This window comes from Micromonospora sp. NPDC049559 (assembly GCF_040676675.1).
Lineage (GTDB): Bacteria > Actinomycetota > Actinomycetes > Mycobacteriales > Micromonosporaceae > JBFAPK01.
This window is the reverse complement of sequence record NZ_JBFAPK010000001.1, coordinates 662265-686002: the sequence shown is the minus strand read 5'-3', so window position 1 is coordinate 686002 and position 23738 is coordinate 662265. Positions and strand designations below refer to the sequence as shown.

Genomic DNA, 23738 nt, shown 5'->3' with positions numbered 1-23738 from the left:
CATATCACCGCGCATCGCCGTACCGGTGCCGCCGTGGCCGGTATCGCCCAGCCGCTGTTGCCGCCCCCGTATCGCCGTCCCCGCTGTTGCCGTCCCCGCTATTGCCGTCGCGGTGGCCGGAAAGCCGCCCGATCGGCCGAGACACCGGTCGACGACCGGGAAATAGTCTCGCTCTCGCTGATCATCAAACGGGATCGTGGATCACCGACTTCGCTCGACAGCGGGGCATTCCATCACCTTTACGGGGACACCTTGAACTTTCTCCTGGCGCGTCGGGCCGTTCTGGCCGGCGCGACCCTCGCGGCGGTCGTCCTGTCCGGGGCACCCCCCGCCATCGCCGCCGGCACCGGATCGATCGGTGGCCGGATCACCACCAGCGGCGGCGCCCCGGCCACGGCCGTCGTCACCGCGTACACCTGGGACGGTTGGGAGTCGGCGGGTTCCGCCAGCACCGACCCGAGCGGCAACTACCGCATCGACGGGCTCGCCACCGGCTCCTACCTCGTCGAAATCAAGAATTCCGGCGGGCCGGCCCAGTACTACCACCGGAAGACCCGGATCGGGGAAGCGGAAAGCATCTCGGTGGTCGGCGGTGCGTCGACCACCGTTGACGAGCAACTGCTGCCGACCGGCGTCATCACGGGGACGCTCCGCGACAAGGGCGGCCAGCCGATGCCGTACGTACCGGTGAAGGCCCGGCCGGACGACGGCGACTGGCAGTCCGGCTCGACCGACGCGGAGGGGCGGTACCGCCTGGAGGTCTTCCCCGGTCGCCACATGGTCAGTTTCCAACCCTTCTGGGGTGCGACGCAGGAGCAGTACGTGCCGGGCAAGCTCGACCAGGCCTCGGCCGGGCACTTCGACGTCGCGGCCGGCGGGGAGGTGAACGTCGACGACCAGGCGTTGCCCACCGGCAGCCTTTCGGGCAGCTTCACGGACCTCGCCGGCAGGCCGGTCGCCAACGCCTCCGTCGAGCTGAGTACCGCAGGGGGCGAAAGCTCCTGGTGGGACCTCAGCACGGATGGCAACGGCGCGTTCAACGTGCCGGCTCTCCTCGTCGGCTCCTACCGGATCGGGTTCTACCGGGACGGCCGCTACCAGTACTACAAGGGCAAGGTGACGCCGGAGGCGGCGGACCCGGTCGAGGTACGCGCGGACGAGCAGACCCGGATCTCGGACGCCTGGTTGCCCACCGGTTCGCTGCGCGTCGTCGCCGTCGACGCCGTGACCGGCGCGGCGGTCCCCAACTTCTGCGCGGACATCCGCTGCAGCAACGGCACCGGGTCCATCACCTTCGGCGATCTCGCCCAGGGCAGCAGGCCGGAGTACCTCGTCTACACCTCGGACGGGTCCTACCTCAGCGCCTTCGCGCCGGTGGCGGAGATCAAGGCCGACCAGACCGTCGAGGTGGTCGTCCGGCTGCAGCGCGCGGCGCGGATCGCCACCACCGTCGTCGATCGTGCCACCGGCAAACCCGTGCCCAACGTCTGCGTGGTGCCGCTGGCGCTGAGCGGCCCGCACCTGCCGGACGGCTACGGCGACTGCACCGACTCCACCGGCAAGCTGACCATCGGCGCGCTCACCGCGGGGTCGTACAACCTCTTCGCCGATCCGGGCGAGGGCTCGCCGTACGGGCGGCAGTGGGTGGGCCCGGCGGGAGGCACCGGCGACCAGCGCGCGGCGGTGACCGTGGTGGCCAAGGCCGGCGCGACCGTCACCGCGCCCCAGGTGCTCCTCGACAAGGCGGGCACCGTCAGCGGTCAGGTCACGGACGAGGCCACCGGCGCCCCGGTACCGAACGCGATCGTCAGCCTCCTGACCAACCACCCCGGCTCGGACGGGGGTGTGCGCTTCTCCGCCGACGTGAACGGGCGCTACCGCGCGACCGGGCTCGGCCCGTACGAATGGCCGCTGCTCTTCGGGGCGCCCGGCTTCGCCAGCGAGTGGTCGGGCGGCGCGGCCAGCCGCTACCTGGCCACCCCGACCAAGGTCACCGCCGGCGCCACGGCCACCCGCGACGCCAGCCTCGTCAGGGGCGTCACGGTGAGCGGGACGATCAAGGACCAGGATGGTGCGCTGTTCGAGTCCGGCTGGGTGACGGCGCACAACCCGGACACGGGCGACTACATCGGCGGCGGCTGGATGCAGGACGGGCGGTACGCCTTCCCCGTGCTCCCCAACCAGTCGATCTACCTGAGCTACAGCGTCCGGCAGGGCACGCACCAGTACGACGGCGTTTACAGCCGCCAGGCCCCGCCGCGCCGCGACGGCCGGGCGACGCCGCTCGCCGGCCAGGCCATCGTGCCGGCGCCGGGTTCCGCGACCCGGCCACTGACCGCTTCGCGCGTGGCGGTGGCGACCGCCGACCCGGCCGTGTCGGCCGGCTCCGTGCCGCGCCGGCCCACCCCGCCGACGCCCGGCGTCTACGTCGTGCCGGCGACCGGAACTCTGACCATCGACATGGTCGTCACGAGCGGCTGACGACGTCAGGGGTAACCAGATTCGAAGGGCCGGTGGCCGACGCCACCGGTCCTTCGAGCTTTACCGCGGTCGGCGCTGCCGCTGGGATCGGCTCCAGGCCGGCCGATCGGCTGACCCGTCAGCGGTGGCCACCGGGTAGTTTCCCCTTGTCGATCTTGATCGCGCGACCAGATCGGCGCGGCGGGATACCGGCACCACACCCGCACATCCAGCACCGCGCGCTCTCCCGAGGACCTCCATTGCGACTCTCTCTGACGTGCCGCGCCGTCCTGGCTGGCACGGTATTCGCGGCGGTCACCGTATCCGGGGCAGCTCCCGCGATGGCCCTTCCGGACACCGGATCCATCAGCGGACGGGTGAAGACGAACGACGGCAGCGCAGCCGGAATCGTCGTGATCGCGAGCCCCGTGAGCGGTAGTCTCCCGAGCGGAGGTTCCGCCAGTACCGACGAGGACGGGAACTACCACATCGACGGCCTGCCCGCCGGGCCCTACCGCGTTGTGTTCGAGCACCCGATCGGCCAGCGGCAGTACCACCCGCAGAAGGCGATCCCGGGTGACGCGAGCCAGATCTGGGTCGTGGACGGGGCCACCAGCACGGTCGACGAACAACTGTTGGACGCCGGAGTCATCACCGGTCAGATCCGCAACCGGGCTGGTGAGCCGGTACCGAAGCTCCTGGTGGTCATCCAGTCCGAGAGGACATCGGTGATCACCGTCCGGACGGATGCCGACGGCCGGTACCGCGTGCCGGTGTTCCCCGGTCGGTACTCGGTCAGCTTTCTACCGGTGCCCAACGCGAACCAGCGGCAGTATGTACCCGAGAAAATCGATCGCGCGTCCGCCGAGATCTTCGAGGTCGGTGCCGGCGATCAGGTGGTCGCCGACGACACCGTCCTGCCCACTGGCAGTGTCAGCGGCCGGCTCACCGACGCCCGTGACGCTCCCCTGGTCAATGTGACGGTCGACCTGGTCACCGCGGACGGACAGTCCTTCAGCGGGCCGGGCCACACCGACAGCGACGGCAAATTCGTCATCCCTGCGGTGCTTGTCGGCGCATACAAGGTTCGCTACCGCTCGTACCTCCCCAATACCCAGTACTACCCCGGCAAGCTGACGCTCGACGATGCCGAACTCGTCCAGGTGCGTGCGGACGAGCAGGCCACCATCACGGACAGCATGCTGCCCACCGGCTCCGTACGCATCTATGCGAAGGACAGCTCCACCGGCGCCCCGATCACCCGGTTCTACACGGACACCTGGCACAGCGCCAGCACCGGTGTCCTGACCGCGGCAATGCTGCCGCTGGGTACTCGGCGCACGTTCTCCGTGCATTCGGAGGACGGCAGCTACTTCCCCGGCGAGACGCCCGAAATCGAGGTGCAGGCGGGCAAGACGATTGAGGTCACGGTGTGGTTGCGCCCGGCTGCCCGGATCACCACAACCGTGCTCGACCGTGTCACCGGCGAACCGGTGCGCGGCGTCTGTATCCGCCCGATGCCGATAGGGGGCGGGTCCTTCGCGGCGGGCACCGGCGGCTGCGCGGACGGAAACGGCCAGGCGACGATAGGCGAGCTGGAGGCGGGGTCATACAACCTCTTCGCCGACACTACCGCGCGGCGAACCTACGGCAGGCAATGGGTCGGCGCGGCCGGGGGCACCGGTGACCAACGGGCGGCGGCAACCATGGTCGCCAAGGCCGGCGTAACAAGCACGGCACCGGTGGTGCTGCTCGACGCGGCCGGCGCGATCGCCGGCCGGGTGACCGACAGGTCCACCGGCACGCCGCTGGCGAACGCCCGGATCGGCCTGCTCAGCGGATATCCGGGCCCCGATCCGCTCGGCACCGTGGCGAACCTGGACGGCCGCTACGAGATCACCGGCCTCGGCCCGTACGACTGGCCGGTGCAGTTCGGAGCCGACCGGTTTGCGAGCCAGTGGTCGGGCGGTACCGCCAGCCGATCTGTGGCAATTCCAATCAAAGTGTCCGCCGGCGGCCTCGCATTCCACGATGCCGCCCTGGTCGAGGGGGTGACGGTGAGCGGCAGCATCGAGAACCAGGACGGCGTGCCGATCCAGTCCGGCTCGGTGACCGCCCGCGATCCCGTGACCGGCGACATCGTGGGCACGGGCCAGCTCCAGGACGGGCGGTACAGCTTCACCGTGCTGCCCGGTCAGTCGATCTACCTCAGCTACCGGGTGCGGTACGGCCAGCGCGACTACGAGGGCGACTACGCCAGGCAGGCTCCGCCCCGCCGCAATACCCGAGTCGGGGCCGCCGGCAGGGGCACCTCGCCGGCGGCGAGAACCGCCACGAATCGGCTGGCGGTCTCTGCCGCGCCAAACGTCCACACGGCCGCGTCGGGTCAGAGCGGATCCGTACCACCGCGTCGACCCACCCCGCCGGCACCCGGCGTCTACCCGGTGCCGGCCAGCGGCACCCTGATCGTCGACATGGTTATCACCACCGGCTGACGACGGCACGGACAACCAGGTTCGAAGGGCCGGTGGCAGCAGTCGCCGGCCCTTCGCCGTACCGCCTCACCCGCACAACTCCGTCCGTCACCTCCACAGGTTGTTCACAACGTGCCCCACCGCTCTCCACGGCCGGTCCCTACAGTCGGAGGGCATGAGGCAACGCCGGGTACTGGTGGTCGAGGACGAGCGCACCATCGCCGAATCGGTGGCGGCCCGCCTGCGGGCGGAGGGTTTCGAGGTGGAGATCGCCGGCGACGGTCCGGGTGGCGTCGAGGCGGTCCGGGTCCACCGGCCGGACCTGGTGGTGCTCGACGTCATGCTGCCCGGCTTCGACGGGCTGGAGGTCTGCCGCCGCATCCAGGCCGACCACCCCGTGCCGGTACTGATGCTGACCGCTCGCGACGACGAGACCGACCTGTTGGTGGGGCTCGCCGTCGGGGCCGACGACTACCTGACCAAGCCGTTCTCGCTGCGGGAGCTGGCGGCCCGGGTACACGCGCTGCTGCGCCGGGTGGACCGGGCGGCCACGGCGGCCCAGCAGACCCTGCGGCTCGGCGATCTGGAGATCAACCAGGCGGAACGGCGGGTACGCCGCAGCGGCGTCGAGGCGCACCTGACGCCGACCGAGTTCGACCTGCTGGTGCACCTCGCGGGCCGGCCGCGTACGGTACTGCCGCGCGAGCGGCTGCTCGCCGACGTGTGGGGCTGGGCCGACGCCTCGGGCACCCGTACCGTCGACAGTCACATCAAGGCGCTGCGCCGCAAGCTCGGCGCCGACCTGATCCGGACCGTGCACGGGGTCGGCTACGCGCTGGAGGTGCGGCCGTGACCAGCGCCGCGTGGGCCCGGCTCGACCGGATGATGGACCTGCTGCCCCGCCCGCTCGACCCGGTCCGGTCGATCAAGTTGAAGCTGGGCATCCTCCTGGTCGCCTCGGGCGCGGCCGGGCTCGGCATCTTCCGGATCGGCATCGGCTGGCTGCCGCCGATGACCTCGATAACCGCGATCGCGCTGGCCCTGCTCACCTCGCAGGTCCTCGCGCACGGGATGACCTCGCCGCTGCGGGAGATGACCGCGGCGGTCCGGGCGATGGCCCGGGGCGACTACAGCCGCCGGGTCCGGGCCACCTCCCGCGACGAGGTCGGCGAGCTGGCCGTGGCGTTCAACCAGATGGCGAGCGACCTGGCCGAGGCCGACCGGCACCGCCGCGAGCTGATCGCCAACGTCTCGCACGAGCTGCGTACGCCGATCACCGCCCTTCAGGGCCTGCTGGAGAACGTGGTGGACGGGGTGGCCGAACCCGATCCCGGCACGCTGCGGACCGCGCTGGCCCAGACCGAGCGGCTCGGGCAGCTCGTCGCCGAACTGCTGGATCTCTCCCGGCTGGACGCCGGGGTGGTACCGCTGCGCCGGGTCCGCGTCGACGTCGTCGACTTCCTCGACGAGGCGGTCCGGCAGGCCGCGGTCACGGCGGCCGGCGCCGGGCGCGAGGTCGGGTTCCAGGTACGCCACGGCGCCGAGCCGCTGGTCTTCGAGGCCGACCCGTGGCGGCTGCACCAGGTCTTCGCGAACCTGCTCGACAACGCGGCCCGGCACAGCCCGGCGGGCGGGATGGTGCTCGTCTCCGTCGACCAGCGGGGGGACCAGCTCCAGTTCGAGGTGATCGACGAGGGCGACGGCATTCCCGTGGAGGAACGTTCCCGGGTCTTCGAGCGCTTCACCCGCGGCGAGCGCGCCCGTGGCGGCGGTACCGGCCTGGGCCTGGCCATCGCGCACTGGGTGGTGGAGATGCACGGCGGCAGCATCGCCGTCCTGGATCCCGTACCGACCGCACCGGACCGCCCGGCGAACGGCTGCCGGATCCGGGTGAGCCTGCCGCTGGCCGCGGCCACCTGACCCGGGACGACCCGAACCCACGCACCGGTCCGACCACCCGGACCGTCGGTACCGCCTGCCCGAAAACCCCCGAACTCCCCGGCACAGCGTGCCCCGGGAGAGCCCCAGCCCTAAAGAGGGAGAGATGACCGGACCCGCGTCGGACACACCCGAGCCGCACCCGCCGGCACAGCCGAGCCCGCCGGCACAGCCGCACCCACCAGCACCAGCACCCGCGCCAGCGCCGGCACCCGCACCCGCACCGGCACCGGCACCGGCACCGGCACCCAGCGCACCGCAGCCGGTGAGCCCCGGCGCACCCGGGCCCGCGCCCGTCGCGCCGCCCGTCGCGGGAGCGCCACCCGCCCCGAAAGCGCCGCCCGTGGCACCGCCCGTCGCGGGAGCGCCACCCGCTCCGGGAGCGCCGCCCGTGGCACCGCCGCCCCCGGGAACACCGCCCGTCGCGGGAGCACCGAGTCCCGGTGCCGTACCACCACCGGGCGGGGTCGTGGCACCCCCGGGAGTCGTCGCGGCGCCACCGTACCCGGGGTATCCGCCGCCGCTGCCGCCCCGACCGTCGGTGTGGAGTCGGCGCTGGCCCGGACCGGTCGGCCCGGCGCACCGGGCCGTGCTGGCCACCGTGGCCGGCGCGGCGGTCGTGAGCGCGGTCAGCATCCCGCTCACCCGCGCGGGCGTCGGCTGGCTGGTCGCCGTGGTAGCCGGCACCGTGGCGCTCGGCACGGCCGTCTGGTCGGCCTCCCACTCCGGGCCCGGAACCGCCCGGTCCCGGCCCGACGCCACGGGGGCGCCGGGCCGGGCGGGCGAGCCGGACACCCCGGGCGAGGCGGGCGGCGGCCGGTCCCGGTGGCGGCGGGTCGGCGCGACCCGGCTCTTCTGGGCCGCGGCGACGGTGGCGCTGGTCGGCGCCGGGACAATCCGGGCGGCCGGCTGGCTCTTCGTACTCTGTCTGCTCACCGCCGGCGTGACGGCCTGCCTGGCCACGGCCGACGGGCGCTCCGTACGCGGCCTGCTGCTCTCGGGCCTGATCCCGCCGGCGGCGGTGTTCCGGTCGCTGCCCTGGGCGGCGCGGGGCCTGCGCGCGGGCGGACGGGTGGGCGCCTCGGCCTGGCGGGGCGTCCTGACCGCCGCGGTGTCGATCGTCCTGCTGATCGTCTTCGGTTCCCTCTTCGCCTCGGCGGACGGCGTCTTCGCGGACCTCGTCGGCGATCTGCTGCCGGAGCTGTCGGGCGCTACCGTGGTCCGCTGGATCTTCGTCGGCGGCCTCGTCGGTGCGGGCCTGCTCGGCGGCGCGTACGTGCTCGTCGCCCCGCCGGAGCTGGGCGGCCTGGACGGGCCGGCCCGGCGCCGGCTGCGGCGGGCGGAGTGGGCGGTGCCGGTGGCCCTGCTGGACCTGCTCTTCGCGGCGTTCGTGCTGGTGCAGCTGACCGTTCTCTTCGGCGGCTCGGCGCACGTGCTGCGCACCTCCGGGCTCACCTACGCGGAGTACGCGCGCAGCGGCTTCTGGCAGTTGCTGGCCGTCTCGGCCCTCACGCTGCTGGTGCTCGCGGCGGCGGCACGTTGGGCGCCCCGCGCACACCGGGCCGACCGGCTGCTGGTACGGCTGCTCCTCGGCGGTCTGGCGCTGCTGAGCCTGGTCGTGGTGGCCTCGGCGCTGTACCGGATGAACGTCTACGCGCAGGCGTACGGCGCGACCCGGCTGCGGCTGCTGGTGGCGGCGTGCGAGATCTGGCTGGGCCTGGTCTTCGTGCTGGTACTGGTCGCCGGGGTCCGGCTGCGCGGCGCCTGGGTGCCCCGCCTGGTGCTCGGCACGGCGGTACTGGTCCTGCTCGGGCTCGTGGCGCTGAACCCGGACCGGCTCATCGCCGACCGCAACGTCGACCGGTACGCCGAGACCGGGCGGATCGACCTGCGCTACCTCTCGGGCCTCTCCGCGGACGCGGCACCCGCCATCGACCGGCTGCCCGAGCCGGACCGGGGCTGCGCGCTGGGCTACATCGCCTACCAGCTGGACCGCCGCCCGGACGACTGGCGGGAGTACAACCTCGGGCGGGAGCGGGCCCGGCGGCTGATCGAGGCCCGGCCGGTGCGCCCGGACCGGTACCTGTGCGGGGAGGGCACGCGCTGAACGACCGCGCCGCCGGAGGGGGACGTCGTGGCGAGGGGGCACGGGGTACGCGAGCGGCGGAACGGTGTAGGAGGGGGCCCAGTCCGGGTGGAAGCCACGGGCGGGGCCTCTTCCTTACACTGCCGGGATGGCTGACCCGAGCGACGCCGCGGGCGGGAGGCCGGCCCCCTCACCGGGGCCGGCTCCCGCGCCGCCGTCGACCGCCGCGCCGCCGTCGACCGCGGCGCGGCCGGTGACCGTCGCGGGACCGTCGAACGGCACCCCGGGATCCACCACCGCCGGATCGCCGGACGCGGCGCCGCGCCGGGCGCGGATCGTGCTGGCCGAGGTCTCGGCGCCCCGGCCCCCGGCGGACCGGACCCGTACCGAGCTGACCCAGCAGACCCCGGTCGGCGAGGCGCTGGTACGCGGCCTGGTCCGCGCCCAGCTCGCGCTCGCGCTGCGCCTGTCGCTGGTGGTCGCGATCGGGCTGGGCGGGTTGCCGCTGCTCTTCGCCGTCGCACCGACCGTGGGCGAGGTGACGCTCTTCGGCGTGAACCTGCCGTGGCTGCTGCTCGGCGCCGGTTCGTTCCCGTTCCTGGTCGCCGTCGGCTGGGCGTACGTGCACCTGGCCGAGCGCAACGAGCAGGACTTCACCGACGTGGTCCAGCGGCCGGAGCACTGAGGTGGGCAACCCGTTCACCATCCCCACCGTCGTGGCGGTCACGCTGATCACCGTCGCGATCGGTTTCTACGGCCTGCGGCTGGCGCGCACCACCTCCGACTTCCTGGTGGCGTCGCGCATGGTCAGCCCGACCTGGAACGCCGCCGCGATCGGTGGCGAGTACCTCTCGGCCGCCTCCTTCCTCGGCATCGCGGGGCTGGTGCTGAAGGACGGCGTGGACGTGCTCTGGTACCCGGTGGGGTTCGCCGCCGGCTACCTGGCGCTGCTGCTCTTCGTCGCCGCGCCGCTGCGCCGCTCCGGCGCCTTCACCCTGCCGGACTTCTGCGAGCTGCGGCTCGGCTCCCGCCGGCTGCGGAAGCTGGCCACCCTCTTCGTCATCTTCATCGGCTGGCTCTACCTGGTACCGCAGCTGCAGGGGGCCGGGCTGACGCTGACCACGGTCGCCGGCGCCCCGTACGAGCTGGGCGCCTTCCTGGTCGGCGCCGTGGTGACCGCGAACGTGGCGCTCGGCGGGATGCGGGCGGTCACCTTCGTGCAGGCCTTCCAGTACTGGCTGAAGCTCACCGCGCTCGCGGTTCCGGTGATCTTCCTGGTGTTGCAGTGGCAGCACGACGGGCGCCCGCCGGTGACGCCGCCGGACGGTACGGCCTTCCGGGTCGCCACCACCGTCGTGGTCGAGCATCCGGCGACCCTCACCCTCGCCGACGGCACGATCCGGGAGGTACGCCCCGGCGAGGAGCTCACCTTCGCCGCCGGGGAGCCGGTGCCCCGGGTGGCCGGCGTACCGAGCGCGAACGGGCTGGACTGGCTGCTGCCGAGCGCCGCGGGCCGGGACGACCAGGGGCTGTTCGCCACGTACTCGCTGATCCTGGCGACGTTTCTCGGCACCATGGGGCTGCCGCACGTGCTGGTCCGCTTCTACACCAATCCCGACGGCGCCGCCGCCCGGCGTACCACCCTGGTCGTGCTGGCCCTGGTGGGCGCCTTCTACCTGCTGCCCACCCTGTACGGCGTGCTGGGGCGGATCTACACGCCGGAGCTGCTGCTGACCGGGCAGACCGACGCGGTGGTGGTGCTGCTGCCGAGCGCCGCGCTCGGGCCGGGGTTGACCGGTCAGCTGCTCGCCGCGCTGGTCGCCGCCGGCGCGTTCGCGGCCTTCCTCTCCACCTCGTCCGGCCTGCTGACGAGCGTCGCCGGCGTGGTCTCCACGGACCTGCTCGGTCGCGGCTCGGTCCGCGACTTCCGGCTGGCGACGCTGCTCGCCGGCCTGGTACCGGTGGTGCTCGCGCTGCGCGCCTCCGAACTCGACGTCTCGCAGGTGGTCGGGTTGGCCTTCGCGGTCGCCGCCTCCAGCTTCTGCCCGCTGCTGGTGCTGGGCATCTGGTGGCGGGGGCTGACCGATCTCGGTGCCGCCGCCGGCATCCTCGTCGGCGGGGGCGCCGCGGCGCTGGCCGTGCTGCTCACCGTGGTGGGTCCGCCGCTGGACGGATGGCCGGCCGTGCTCGTGGCGCAGCCGGCGGCCTGGACGGTGCCGCTGGCGTTCACCGTGATGGTGGCGGTGTCGATGGCGACCCGGCACCGCACCCCCGCCGACGTCGGCGCCACCATGCTGCGCCTGCACGCCCCGGAGGCGCTGCGGCTCTGAGAGCCACCGGGCGGCCTGGGCCGCCCGGCATGTGCGCCGCCGCCGCGTTTCGCGTGGTCCCCGGCCCGCCGCGCCGACGGTCGGATTCGCGACGCGGAAGTCCGCGCGAGATCGGTAACCCGCGGCGGTTCGTGGCGACGTTTATCCGCGTGTCCACCGCCGCGCGCAGGCAGCCTCAGCCCTCTCAGACCGGAGCCAAACAGATGACCCAAGCCATCACGACGGTTGCCGGCACCGGCGCGGCCGCCGCTCGAGCCCCTGTGACGGAGCAGATGACCGATGACTTCGACTCATTCTTCCGCAGCCGGACACCGGCCCTGCTCCGGACGGCGTACCTGCTGACCGGTGACCGGCACCTGGCGGAGGACCTGGTCCAGGACGCGCTGGCGCGGACGTTCCGGATGTGGCAGCGGCTGGCCGACGGCGGTCATCCCGAGGCGTACGCCCGCCGCGTGATGTACCACCTCCAGGTCAGCTTCTGGCGCCGGCGCCGGGTGGCCGAGAGCATGCCCGGCGAGTTGCCGGAGCGCCACGACCGCGCCGACTACGCGGAGGCCACGGTGGAACGGCTCACGCTGCGTCGGGCCCTGCTGGCCCTGCCGGCGCGGCAGCGCGCCGTCGTCGTGCTCCGGTACTTCGAGGACCGCAGCGAGGCGGAGACCGCCGACATCCTCAACTGCAGGGTCGGCACCGTGAAGAGCCACACCGCGCGTGCCCTCAGCCGGCTGCGCGAGCTGATGCCCGAGATCGAGCTGGCCGCAGGGGTGGACCGATGAACGAACTGAACGACCGGCTCGCCGATCTGGCGGACGAGATGACCGACACCGACTACACCGCCCTGCGGGGCCGGGTGGAGACGACCGCCCGCCGGATCGGGCAGCGACGGGTCGCCGGCACCACGGCCGCCGCGCTGGCCCTGGTCGGGCTGCTCGGGATCGGCGGACTGCAGCTCGCCCCGCAGGGGCAGCGGCATCCGCTGCCGCCCGCCGCTTCGCAGACGGCGTCCGAGCCGCCGACGCCGGCACCGACCACCCCGGCCGCCACGACCACGCCGAGCGCTCCGGCCAGCCCCACCGGGTCCGCCCCGGCGAACGCGGCGCTCTCGCACGTCCCGGGCCGACTGGTCTACCTGCGGGTCGGCGCGGAGATCGAGGTGGTCACGGTGACCGACGGCGTCGCCCGCACCACGAGCTTCGGACCGCGCAAGCTGGGCGACCAGGTCGCGACGGTCGCGCCGGACGGCAGCAGGGTGGCCCTGGTACGTCCGGCCAAGGACGTCAGCGAGTACCCGGGGGACCTGGTCGTCGTCCAGCCCGGCGGGGCACGCAAGGTGGTGCGGCAGGGCGTCTCCTGGGGCGGCGGCACCGGACCGGCCTGGATGCCGGATTCGCGCCGGCTGCTGGTCGGCGTCACCACCCTGGAGGGCGACGTCGCCACCGGGGAGTCGTACGGCTACGTCGACGCGGTCACCGGCAGGTACGACAAGCTCGGCATCACCGCCTTCCCGTCGTACCTGAGCTGGTCGGCGAACGGCGCCTACCGGGTGCACGCCGACGGCGACAGCCTGGTGGTGGCCCGGCCCGACGGCACCCGGGTACGCAAGGTCAGCGTCGCCGGGCAGCCGGAGTGCGACCGGACCGGCGAGTGCCCGTCTTCGGTGCAGGCCGTCTCGGACGACGGCCGGTACGTCGCCACCGGGCTGGGCAGCGGCGATCCGACGCGGGTCACCAGGGCGCGGTTCGTGCTCGACACGGTGAGCGGCAAGCGGATCGACCTGCCGTCGAAGCTGCGCGGCGGCGTCGAAGAGATCTTCTTCCGGCCGGACGACACCCTGGTCGTCCAGACGTCGGACCACCTGTACCTCGTCGGACTGGACGGCACCGTCACGGCCACGATCGAACGGCCGGAGTCGACCAATCAGGCGGACCTGGCGGCGTACCGCCGCTGACCCCGCCACCGCCCGCCCAGCGTGGCGCCGGAACTGGTCCGGCGCCACGCTGGGCGTTCGGCGTGGTGGTACCCGACCGTCGGGCGGGACGACCGACGGAGTGAGGGGCACCACACCTCCGGCGCGTGCCGACGAGTTCCCGGGCCGGCGCCGCCGCCGCAGCGGCGCCTGTGAGCAGGGATTCGGGCCGGCCCGAATGCCCGTACCCACGGATTTCGATCCGCTTGGGTGAGCGGCACCACATCCCTGGGCGGTGCCGATAAGTTTCCGGCGCCCGGCTCCTCTACATCGGTGGACGGTCGGCGAGTGACGCGTTTCGCCGTTCGCCCGCGACGCGATTACCGACCAGAGGAGAGAGCTGTGAATACACAGGTCACGTCCCGCGAGGAGTGGCTGAGGGCCCGGCTTGAGCTGCTCGCGCAGGAGAAGGCGGCGATGCGGGCCCAGGACGCGGTCGCCGCCCGGCGCCGCGAGCTGCCGAGGGTCAGGATCGACAAGGACTACGTCTTCGAGGGCCCGGACGGGAAGGTACGCCTCGCCGACCTGTTCGAGGGGCGGCCCCAGCTGATCGTGTACCACTTCATGTTCCATCCGGAGTGGGAGGACGGCTGCCCGAGCTGCTCCTTCACCATCGACAGCCTGGGCCGGCTGGAGCACCTGAACGGCCTGAACACCTCGTTCGTGATGGTCTCCCGGGCGCCGCTCGAAAAGATCGAGCGGTACCGGACGCGGATGGGCTGGACGGCCACGTGGGTCTCGTCGGCCGGAAGTGACTTCAACTTCGACTTCCACGTGACGAACGACGAGTCGGTCGCGCCGATCTACTACAACTACAAGGACAAGGCGACCCTTCAGCGGGACGCGGCGTACCGGCTGAAGGGCGACGGTCAGGGCATCAGTGTCTTCGTCCGCGAGGGCGACGGCATCTTCCACACGTACTCGACGTACGGCCGGGGCACCGAGGTGATGATGGGCACCTATCACCTCCTCGACCTGACCCCGCTCGGTCGGCAGGGCCGCTACGTCAACGAGTTCCCCTACCACGACACGTACGGCAACCCGGCGGACCACTCTGGGCACGCCCACGGTCACGCCCACCACTGAACAGCGAACCGCACGCGGGGTGACGCTTCCGGCCGAGGCGCCACCCCGCCGTCCCGACCACGGGAGTCCTGCGATGTTCCAATCCGTACCACTGAGCTGGCTGTTCGCGGGCATGGGAGTGTGGTTCCTCTTCCACGGCCTGCGCCCGGCCTCCGGCACCGTGGCCCCGCGCCCCGCGGACCGGACCTCCCACCTGGCCCACGCCGCCATGGCCGGCGTGATGGCGGCCATGCTCTGGCCGATGGGGTGATTATGGGACGATGACACGAACGGCACGGCACCCGGCCGGACCGACATCCCGCCCCGACCTCGACGAGGGGTTCGCCCGGCTGAGCGAGCCCTACCGGCGGGAACTGCTGGCGCACTGCTACCGGATGCTCGGCTCGATCCACGACGCCGAGGACGCGGTCCAGGAGACGTATCTCCAGGCGTGGCGCGGGTACGGCGACTTCGAGGGACGCTCCTCGCTGCGCACCTGGCTGTACCGGATCGCGACCAGGGCCTGCCTCAAGGCAATGGAGAGCGCGGGCCGGCGGCCGTTGCCCTCCGGGCTGGGCGGCCCGAGCGACGACGCCGACGACGGGGTCGGCGGCCGGTTGCTGGAGACGCCGTGGCTGGAGCCGGCGCCCGACGCGCTGCTCGGCGTCGACACGGCGACCGTCGTGGAGTCGCGGGAGAGCATCCGGCTGGCGTTCGTCGCGGCGTTGCAACACCTCCCGGGCCGGCAGCGCGCGGTACTGATCCTGCGTGACGTGCTGGCCTGGCGGGCGGACGAGGTCGCCGACCTGCTCGACACCAGCACCGCCGCGGTCAACAGCGCGTTGCAGCGGGCCCGGGCCCAGCTCCACCAGATCGCCCCCACCGAGGACGGCGTCGCCGAACCGACCGACCCCGACCGGCGGGCGCTGGTCGACCGGTACGCCACCGCGTTCGAGAACGCCGACCTCGACGCCCTGACCGAGGTACTGACCGACGACACGATCTGGGAGATGCCGCCGATCCCGACCTGGTACGCCGGCCGGGAGTCGGTGGTGCGCTTCCTCGCCCGCCGGATCCTGGCGCCCGGCGACTACCGGCTGATCCCGACCCGGGCCAACGGGCAGCCGGCGTTCGGTTCCTACGCGCTGCGCGACGGCGTGTACCAGCCACACTCGCTCCAGGTACTCACCGTCACCGCCGAGGGAATCTCGCGAGTCGTGGCGTTCCTCGACGCCGAGTTGTTCGCGCTCTGCGGGCTGCCGGCGGTACTCGACGCCGACGGTGGCGGCACCGGGTCGGGCGAGGTCAAGGCGCCGGGTGGGGCCGCGGCGTCGGGCAGCGCCACCGACGGGTCCGGCCTGCCGGTGTCTCGCGGGGCGAGGTGTTTCACGTGAATCATCGACCGGGCGCGGAGATCCACCACACCGACCCGTTCGCCACCCCGCCGCAGGAGCGGTCGAAGGTACGCCGGCTGCGGGGACGCCTCCCGGCCCCGGTGACGCTCTGGACGGCGTACGGCACGGCGACCGGCGAGCCCACCGCGCCGGCGGGTCTGACGGTCTCGTCCACGCTGGTCGCGGACGGCGAGCCGGGCCGGCTGCTCGGGCTGGTCGACGAGGAGTCGGAGCTGTGGTCGGCCGCCTCGACCTCCGGCCGGTTCGCGGTCGCGCTGCTCGGGCCCGCGCACCGGCAGCTCGCGGACCGCTTCGCCGGGCTCTTTCCCGCCCCCGGTGGCCTCTTCGCCACCGGCGAGTGGACCGAGACCGGGTACGGTCCGGTCCCGGCCGACGCGGGCGGCTGGTCGGGCTGCCGGCTCGACGGCGCGCGGGAGTACGGCTGGGCCCTGCTCGTCGAGGCCACCATCGAGGTGGTCGAGCTGGCCGATCGGGCCGCCCCGCTGCTGCACCACCGGGGCCGGTACCGCGAACTGCCGGAGTGACCGTCTGGGCGACCGGGGGCGGGGAGCCCCGGCGACCCGGGGCGGGGAGCCGCTGAACGGCGTGACCGGGGTCACTCGGCGCACGCAGTGGCCCGTTCGGCGCAGCCGGTGACCGGGTATCGGATCACCGCTGTCGATCGGCCGGCGGGCTCCATACCGTGCGCGAAACTCCCCACACCTGCGAAGGTGGTGATCCGCATGTCCACGGAAACGCCCGCTCCGGCAGTCACGCCGGACCGGTACGTCGCCGTGCAGCGGTCGGACGAGTTCGCCGGGCTCCGCAAGGCCCTGCGCAACTTCGTCTTCCCGATGACGGTGGCATTCTTCCTCTGGTACGCCCTGTACGTGATCCTCTCGGCGTACGCCCGGGACTTCATGGGCACGAAGCTCGTCGGCAACATCAACGTCGCGCTCGTCTTCGGCCTGCTGCAGTTCGTCTCGACGTTCCTGATCGCCTGGCTCTACTCGCGCCACGCGGACCGCAAGCTCGACCCGGTGGCCGACCGGATCCGGGCCGAGCTGGAGCAGGGAGGCGAGGGAGCATGAGCCCGTACTCCTTCCTGGCCGCGCCGGCCGCGACCAACGGCACGGCGCGCACCCTGACGATCGTGCTCTTCCTGACCCTCGTGGCGGTGACGCTGGCCATCACCATCTGGGCCAGCCGGCAGACCAAGACCGCCACGGACTTCTACGCCGGCGGTCGCTCCTTCTCCGGCTTCCAGAACGGCCTGGCGATCGGCGGCGACTACATGTCGGCGGCCTCGTTCCTGGGCATCGCCGGTCTGATCGCGCTCTACGGCTACGACGGCTTCCTCTACTCGATCGGCTTCCTGGTGGCGTGGCTGGTCGCGCTGCTGCTGGTGGCGGAGCTGCTGCGCAACTCGGGCCGGTACACGATGGCCGACGTGCTCGCGTTCCGGATGCGGCAGAAGCCGGTACGCACCGCCGCCGCGGTCTCCACGATCACGGTGTCGATCTTCTACCTGCTGGCCCAGATGGTCGGCGCCGGCGCGCTCGTGGCGCTCCTGCTGGGCATCCGGCCCGGGACCACGTTCCTCGGCATGGACGCGGACGCGGCGAAGATCGCCACGATCATCCTGGTCGGCGCGCTGATGATCATTTACGTCACGGTCGGCGGCATGAAGGGCACCACCTACGTACAGATCATCAAGGCCGTGCTGCTGATGGGCGGCACGCTCGTGATGACGCTGCTGGTGCTGGCGCACTACAAGTTCAACCTGTCCGGGCTGCTCGGCGACGCCGCCGAGCGATCCGGCAAGGGGAGCGCCTTCCTGGAACCCGGCCTGCGCTACGGCGTCGAGGTGGCGGGCAACTCCACCCAGACGTTCTACAACAAGGTGGACCTGCTCTCGCTCGGCATCGCCCTGGTGCTCGGTACGGCCGGCCTGCCGCACATCCTGATCCGCTTCTACACGGTGCCGACCGCCAAGGCGGCCCGCAAGAGCGTGCTCTGGGCGATCGGCATCATCGGCACGTTCTACCTCTTCACCCTGGCGCTGGGCTTCGGCGCGGCGGCCCTGGTGGGCAGCGAGGCGATCACCGCGCAGGACAAGGCCGGCAACACCGCCGCGCCGCAGCTCGCGCAGGCTCTCGGCATCGACTTCCTCGGCGGGGACGTCGGCGGCGCGACCCTGCTGGCGATCATCGCGGCGGTCGCCTTCGCCACGATCCTGGCCGTGGTCGCCGGGCTCACCCTGGCCTCCTCGTCCAGCCTGGCGCACGACTTCTACGCCAACGTGGTCAAGGGCGGCCAGGCCTCGGAGCGGCAGGAGGTCAACGTCGCCCGGATCGCCGCGCTGGTGATCGGCGCGATCTCGATCGTGCTGTCGATCTTCGCGCAGAGCCTGAACGTGGCGTTCCTGGTGGCGCTGGCGTTCGCGGTCGCCGCCTCGGGCAACCTGCCAGCGATCATCTACACCCTCTTCTGGCGGCGGTTCAACACCTCGGGCGCGGTCTGGGCCATCTACGGCGGCCTGATCTCCGCGGTCTTCCTGGTGTTCTTCTCGCCGGTGGTCTCCGGCGCCGCCACCTCGATGTTCCCGGACTCGGACTGGCACTTCTTCCCGCTGTCCAACCCGGGCATCATCTCGATCCCGTTCGGCTTCCTCTGCGGCTGGATCGGCACGCTCGTCTCCAAGGAGACGGACGACCGGAAGTACGCCGAGCTGGAGGTGCGCGCCCTCACCGGGGCCGGGGCGCACTGACCCGCGAGGCGCCTCGGCGAGCATGCGGAGCGGGTGGTACCGGGCAACGAGGCCCGGTACCACCCGTTCGTCGTACCACCGCCACCCGCGTCGGCCGGCCGGCCGGTACGCCCAGCGGCACGCGGAGATCCCGATGCTGGGTAGGCTGGCGACATGGTGGTAGCGCAGCGCTTCGGACAAGGCCATCGGATCCTCGTCACCGGCGGTGCCGGATTCGTGCCGTCGCACCTGGTCGATGCGCTGATCGCGCGGGGCTGCACCGTCGTCGCGGTGGACAACTTCGTGACCGGGTCGAAGGAGAACGTCGCGCACCTCGCCGACCACCCGCGCTTCACGCTGGTGGAGGCGGACGTCTCGGACGGGCTGCCGAACCACCACCCGGCCACCGCGGAGCGGTTCGACGCGATCCTGCACCTGGCCTCGCCGGCCAGCCCCACCGACTTCGCCACGCTGCCGATCGAGATCCTGCGGGTCGGCTCGATCGCCACGCTGCACCTGCTGGACCGGGCCGTGGCCGACGGTGCCCGGTTCGTCATGGCCTCCACCTCCGAGGCGTACGGCGACCCGAAGGTGCACCCCCAGGTCGAGACGTACTGGGGCAACGTCAACCCGGTCGGCATCCGAAGCGTGTACGACGAGGCAAAGCGGTTCGCCGAGGCCGCCACGATGGCGTACCGGCGCTACCGGGGTCTCGACGCCGGCATCGTACGGATCTTCAACACGTACGGGCCGCGGATGCGCCCGGACGACGGCCGGGCCATCCCGACCTTCATCAGCCAGGCGCTGCGCGGCGAGCCGATCACCGTGCACGGCACGGGGGCGCAGACCCGCTCGATCTGCTACGTCGACGACCTGGTGCGGGGGATCCTGCTGCTGCTCGACTCGACCGAGTCCGGCCCGATCAACTGCGGTACCGAGCACGAGCTGTCGATGCGGGAGCTGGCCGAACTGATCGTTTCGCTGGCCGGCAGCACGTCTCAGGTGACCTACATCACCCGTACCGCCGACGACCCGGAGATGCGCCGGCCGGACCTGACGCTGGCTCGGGAGCGTCTGGGTTACGCGCCCGAGGTCGGGCCGGAGGACGGGCTGCGCCGCACGATCGAGCACTTCGCCCAGCGGCTGGGCTGAACGCCCACCCGTCGGGCCGTTGCTGTCCGTCTGGGCCTCCCGCCCCTCGGAGCCTGGCGCCCCTCGGAGTCTGGCGCCCGTCGGGGGCGTCCGGTGTCGGCGGGGCGGCGGCGAGCGGCGGCAGGTGGTCCCGGCCATCGACGGGTGATCGCGTCGCGATCCACGGATCGCGCTCCCCCGGCCGTGGTAGAAGGCCGGTTTTGGACTTTCTTCGTACCCTGGGGGCATGTCTGCAACCACGCCTGCCGGTTACCCGACCGACCCGTACCGGAGGACACCCGGCGATTCCGCCGGCCGGGCCTCCGTCTCGGGAGCGGCCTCCGCCGGTACGGCACGCAGCGCCGGCCGCGCCCGCGTGTCGGCCGGCGACAGCTATCCCGGTACGCCGGGTCGAGCAGCTCGCGCCTCCGAACGCACCTACGGCCGCCCGGCGGGGCCCGGCGGACCGGGTGGCCCCGGCGGCCCCGGGCTGCCCGGCGGTCCGGCGCGCCGCGGCCCGCGCCCGCGCTGGGGACGCATCGCCCTGGTCGTCGTGGCGGCGCTGGTGATCCTCGGACTGATCGCGGCCGGGGGAGCGTGGCTGTACGCCAACAAGGTCAACAACGACCTCGCCCGGACCGACCCGTTCTCGACGATCACCGGCGGGCGCCCCGCGAAGCCCGTCGACGGCGCGCTGAACATCCTGCTGGTGGGGAGCGACTCCCGGGACCCGGACGCCCCCGTGGACCAGGCCGGGAAGTGGCGCGCCGACACGATCATCCTCATGCACATCCCGGCGAGCCACGACCGGGCGTACCTCGTCTCCATCCCGCGCGACCTCTACGTGCGGATACCCGAAAAGGCCAGCTCCGGCTGCGACACCGGGGACCGGGCGAAGATCAACGCGGCGTTCGCGTTCGGCGGTCTGCCGTTGGCGGTACGGACGGTGGAGTGCTTCACCGACGTGCGGGTCGACCACGTGATGGCGATCGACTTCGCCGGCTTCAAGGAGGTCACCGACGCGCTCGGCGGCGTCGACCTGAACGTCGAGCGGAGCATCACCTCGATCCACAAGCCGTTCCGGAAGTTCAACAAGGGCGTCAACCACATGAACGGCGAGGAGGCGCTGGACTGGATCCGGCAGCGCAAGCAGTTCCCGGACGGGGACTTCGCCCGGATGCGGCACCAGCAGGAGTTCCTCCGCGCGTTGATGGACAAGGCGGTCAGCTCCGGCACCCTGAGCAACCCGGCGAAGCTCAACGCCTTCCTCAAGTCCGTGACCGGCGCGGTCACCGTCGACGAGGGCTTCTCCCTGGTCAGCATGGCCGTCCAGTTCCGCAAGCTGCGCGGCGAGAACCTCCAGTTCATCACCAGCCCCAACAAGGGCAGCGACACCATCGACGGCGAGTCGGTCGTGGTTTCCGATCGGGAGAAGGCGCTGGCGATGTATCAGGCGATCTCCAGCGACAAGATGGCCGACTGGGTCCAGGCGAACATCGCCCCCTCACCCGCGCCGAAGTGACGCACCGGGCTCCGGGCGGCCGCGAGAATTTCCGCGGTCGCCCGGGTTACCGGCGGGTGTAATTCGACCCGGCGTAACGGGTTGTCCAGTTCGGCGCCGCCCTCCGGCGCGAACGTGAACCGTTTTCCGTACCGGCGCGGGCGAGCGGGGAGACCAAGTCGGACCGGGCGTTACCGGCGTCGCTCCCACTCGTCGGGCGATTGCGGGCCGGACGGAATTGCGACTCCGCACCGCCGGGTACGACCCGGGCCGCCCCGGCCGCGGCTCCCGGGCACTTCGCCGCGCCGGCTCGCCGGCGTCAGGGCGGCGCCCGTACGCGCTGGTCGAGCGAGGTGCCGAGGCCCCGCCTGCCTCGATCGGGCGAGGGTCGGAGCCGGGACCGCATCGCCGGAGACTGCTCGATCGTTTCCTATTCGGTGACACGATCGCGATTACGCGGCCGACACCGCGCCGTGGCGGCGGGGCCGGCGGACTTACCGCATCCGGTCGCCGTCACCGAGCCGTTCGACCGGCCGCTCGTCCGCGTCCGGGGAAATGGCCGCGGCTCCCGACGGTCGCGACCACCGCTTTTCCGGTCGATCGGCGAGGCCCCATTCGACGCGATGGTCCCGACATTTCAATAACCGTTCCCGGTGCAATTCGCGCCCATTGCGACGGCATAGTGCGCCCGGCCGGATCGGCCGTCGGACGCGCCTGTCGCACGGGAATTACGGCGGCGGGCCGAACCGGGACGGACGCGTACCGGCCCGCGCCGTCGCGTGGCACGGGGCGACGTACCCCGGCGGAGGCCGAGCGACCAGGCGCGCGCCGCGTGCCGACCCGGCGCCGCGACCAGGGCCGGCGCGGGACCTCTCGGCACCGGTACGGCGGCGCCCGCTCCCGCCCCGGAAACCCGTGCCGGATACCGGTGACGGCGACGGGACGGCCGGCGCCGAGACGGGCGGCTCGCTGATCCACTTTGGGCGGCCGGCCGAACGGACCAGCGACGTCGGAGGAACGGACGAGAGGACCCGACCAGAAAGATCGTCACATTGGGTAATCGGATAGTCCGCCATAGTCCCGACCGGTATCGGTCGGCAGTGACCACTGTCACTGCCGATACGGCGACACCGCTGCAACCATCCGCCGCTCTTGCTACGTCAGCGCGGGCGTCGACCGGCAGCGGTTTTCACCTTGCGCCACGACAGGTACGCATCGCACCGATCGTCCGGCCGTCCCACCCCGCCCGGTTACCGGAAATGCCACACCGTCACCGCGACATAACCGATACAGATGTCGGAGGCTGAAACATGGATTGGCTCGCAATCTTCTAAACGATTCCGTAGAGTAGGCTCGCCCCCTGAATTGCGATCTGGAGCAGGCATGCCGGTTCAGACCCGCCGACGTCCCCCATCGATGGAGCCCGCGAGCGCATCCGTCCGTGTGACGCCAGCCAACCAGCCGCCGCGCAAGGGCGGCGGTGGGAGAGGCGGCAAGGGCGGCACGGGCGGTAAGGCGACCAAGAAGGGTCGTCGCAAGGACCCGCTCTGGGCCCGCCTGCTCGTCATCGGGGGCGCCGCGCTGATGATGACCAGCGGCATCGCGATCGTCGGCAGCAAGGCGGTGATCAGCCAGGCCACCAGCAGCATCGAGCAGGAGAACCTGCTTGGCGACGCGGGCAAGACCGACGCCGAGGGCGGCAAGGACCTCAAGGGCCCGATCGACCTGCTGCTGCTCGGCGTGGACGTGCGCGGCTCCTGGGAGCACAACGACACCCGGGCCGACACGATCATCATCCTGCACATTCCGGCCACGCACGACCAGGCGTACCTGGTGTCGATCCCCCGCGACACCGAGGTGACGATCCCCGCCTTCACCAAGAGCAAGTTCCGCGGCGGTCGAGAGAAGATCAACAGCGCCTTCTACTGGGGCGCGCAGAACGGCGCCGGCTGGGCCGGCGGCGCACAGCTGATGGCTCAGACGATCAAGAAGCTGACCGGCATCAGCTTCGACGGCGCCGCGATCATCGACTTCAACGGCTTCAAGAGCGTGATCGACGCGCTCGGCACCGTGCGCATCTGCGTCGACCAGAAGGTCGAGTCGCACCACATGATGATGGTCAACGGCAAGCCGATGTGGAACGCGGACGCCAAGAAGGTCGGCAACGGGCGCTGGCCGGCGGTGGTGCACAAGCCGGGCTGCAAGGAGATGGAGGGCTGGGAGGCGCTGGACTACTCGCGCCAGCGGTACGGCCTGAAGAACGGCGACTACGACCGCCAGCAGCACCAGCAGCAGCTGATCAAGGCCATGGCCGCGAAGGCCATGGAGGGCGGCGTGATGACCAACCCGCTCAAGCTCAACACCCTGATGAAGGCGGCCGGCAAGGCGTTCACCCTCGACACCGGCGGCGTGCCGATCGCCGACTTCGTCTTCACCATGCGCAACGTGACCGCCAACGAGCTGGTGCTGCTGCGCACCAACGACGGTACGTTCGCCGGCAACGGTGAGGGCGCCGAGGCGCTCAAGCCGATCAGCAAGCAGATGTTCGCCGCGGTCAAGGCGGACACGCTCGCCGAGTTCGTCGCCGCCAACCCGAGCGTGCTCTCGAAGAAGCCGTCGGCCTAGGCAACCACGGGTCGGACCG

At 72.1% G+C, this 23738-nt stretch carries 17 protein-coding genes and 1 pseudogene; all 18 read left to right on the top strand.

Features of this window, described 5'->3' with window-relative positions:
• Window positions 1-252 precede the first annotated feature (252 nt).
• The 18 genes and pseudogenes from AB0J86_RS03050 to AB0J86_RS02965 all read left to right on the top strand — a co-directional run bounded on the left by AB0J86_RS03050 (window position 253) and on the right by AB0J86_RS02965 (window position 23719).
• Window positions 253-2481 carry a carboxypeptidase-like regulatory domain-containing protein gene (locus AB0J86_RS03050; protein WP_363851505.1) on the top strand — a complete coding sequence of 743 codons (2229 nt, stop codon included), beginning with the start codon at window positions 253-255 and terminating at the stop codon, window positions 2479-2481.
• A gap of 320 nt (window positions 2482-2801) precedes the next feature.
• Window positions 2802-4955 carry a carboxypeptidase regulatory-like domain-containing protein gene (locus AB0J86_RS03045; protein ID WP_363851502.1) on the top strand — a complete coding sequence of 718 codons (2154 nt, stop codon included), beginning with the start codon at window positions 2802-2804 and terminating at the stop codon, window positions 4953-4955.
• Between the two features lie 154 nt (window positions 4956-5109).
• Window positions 5110-5787, top strand: a complete 678-nt coding sequence (locus tag AB0J86_RS03040) for a response regulator transcription factor (protein ID WP_363851499.1) — start codon at window positions 5110-5112, stop codon at window positions 5785-5787.
• Between the two features lie 29 nt (window positions 5788-5816).
• The gene (locus tag AB0J86_RS03035; RefSeq protein WP_363851663.1) at window positions 5817-6854 is read left to right on the top strand and encodes an ATP-binding protein; all 1038 of its coding nucleotides are present in this window, start codon (window positions 5817-5819) and stop codon (window positions 6852-6854) included.
• A 487-nt stretch (window positions 6855-7341) separates the two neighbouring features.
• On the top strand, window positions 7342-8979 hold the full coding sequence (locus AB0J86_RS03030; protein ID WP_363851496.1) for a DUF4173 domain-containing protein: 1638 nt from the start codon (window positions 7342-7344) through the stop codon (window positions 8977-8979).
• A gap of 313 nt (window positions 8980-9292) precedes the next feature.
• A complete protein-coding gene (locus AB0J86_RS03025) occupies window positions 9293-9643 on the top strand; it encodes a hypothetical protein (protein WP_363851661.1) in 351 nt (116 codons plus the stop codon).
• Between the two features lies 1 nt (window position 9644).
• Complete coding sequence (locus tag AB0J86_RS03020) at window positions 9645-11288, top strand: cation acetate symporter (RefSeq protein ID WP_363851493.1); 1644 nt, start codon at window positions 9645-9647, stop codon at window positions 11286-11288.
• Between the two features lie 272 nt (window positions 11289-11560).
• Entirely contained in the window at window positions 11561-12064 is a 504-nt protein-coding gene (locus tag AB0J86_RS03015) for a SigE family RNA polymerase sigma factor (protein ID WP_363851490.1), read from the top strand.
• Complete coding sequence (locus tag AB0J86_RS03010) at window positions 12061-13236, top strand: hypothetical protein (protein WP_363851487.1); 1176 nt, start codon at window positions 12061-12063, stop codon at window positions 13234-13236. Before AB0J86_RS03015 ends, AB0J86_RS03010 begins: the two co-directional genes overlap by 4 nt.
• 360 nt (window positions 13237-13596) lie before the next feature.
• Window positions 13597-14340 carry a DUF899 domain-containing protein gene (locus AB0J86_RS03005; protein WP_363851484.1) on the top strand — a complete coding sequence of 248 codons (744 nt, stop codon included), beginning with the start codon at window positions 13597-13599 and terminating at the stop codon, window positions 14338-14340.
• Between the two features lie 73 nt (window positions 14341-14413).
• On the top strand, window positions 14414-14590 hold the full coding sequence (locus AB0J86_RS03000; protein WP_363851481.1) for a hypothetical protein: 177 nt from the start codon (window positions 14414-14416) through the stop codon (window positions 14588-14590).
• 10 nt (window positions 14591-14600) lie between these two features.
• On the top strand, window positions 14601-15713 hold the full coding sequence (locus tag AB0J86_RS02995) for a sigma-70 family RNA polymerase sigma factor (RefSeq protein ID WP_363851478.1): 1113 nt from the start codon (window positions 14601-14603) through the stop codon (window positions 15711-15713).
• Window positions 15695-16258: pseudogene (locus AB0J86_RS02990) on the top strand (flavin reductase family protein); the annotation flags it as partial. The gene AB0J86_RS02995 and the pseudogene AB0J86_RS02990, both read left to right, overlap by 19 nt.
• Window positions 16259-16456: 198 nt before the next feature.
• Window positions 16457-16804: a DUF485 domain-containing protein gene (locus AB0J86_RS02985; RefSeq protein ID WP_363851475.1), complete on the top strand. Its 348-nt coding sequence runs from the start codon at window positions 16457-16459 to the stop codon at window positions 16802-16804.
• On the top strand, window positions 16801-18483 hold the full coding sequence (locus tag AB0J86_RS02980) for a cation acetate symporter (RefSeq protein WP_363851472.1): 1683 nt from the start codon (window positions 16801-16803) through the stop codon (window positions 18481-18483). Before AB0J86_RS02985 ends, AB0J86_RS02980 begins: the two co-directional genes overlap by 4 nt.
• Before the next feature lie 153 nt (window positions 18484-18636).
• Complete coding sequence (locus tag AB0J86_RS02975) at window positions 18637-19614, top strand: NAD-dependent epimerase/dehydratase family protein (RefSeq protein WP_363851469.1); 978 nt, start codon at window positions 18637-18639, stop codon at window positions 19612-19614.
• 226 nt (window positions 19615-19840) lie between these two features.
• Window positions 19841-21115: an LCP family protein gene (locus tag AB0J86_RS02970; protein WP_363851466.1), complete on the top strand. Its 1275-nt coding sequence runs from the start codon at window positions 19841-19843 to the stop codon at window positions 21113-21115.
• Window positions 21116-22537: 1422 nt separating this feature from the next.
• Entirely contained in the window at window positions 22538-23719 is a 1182-nt protein-coding gene (locus AB0J86_RS02965; protein ID WP_363851463.1) for an LCP family protein, read from the top strand.
• Window positions 23720-23738: the final 19 nt, after the last annotated feature.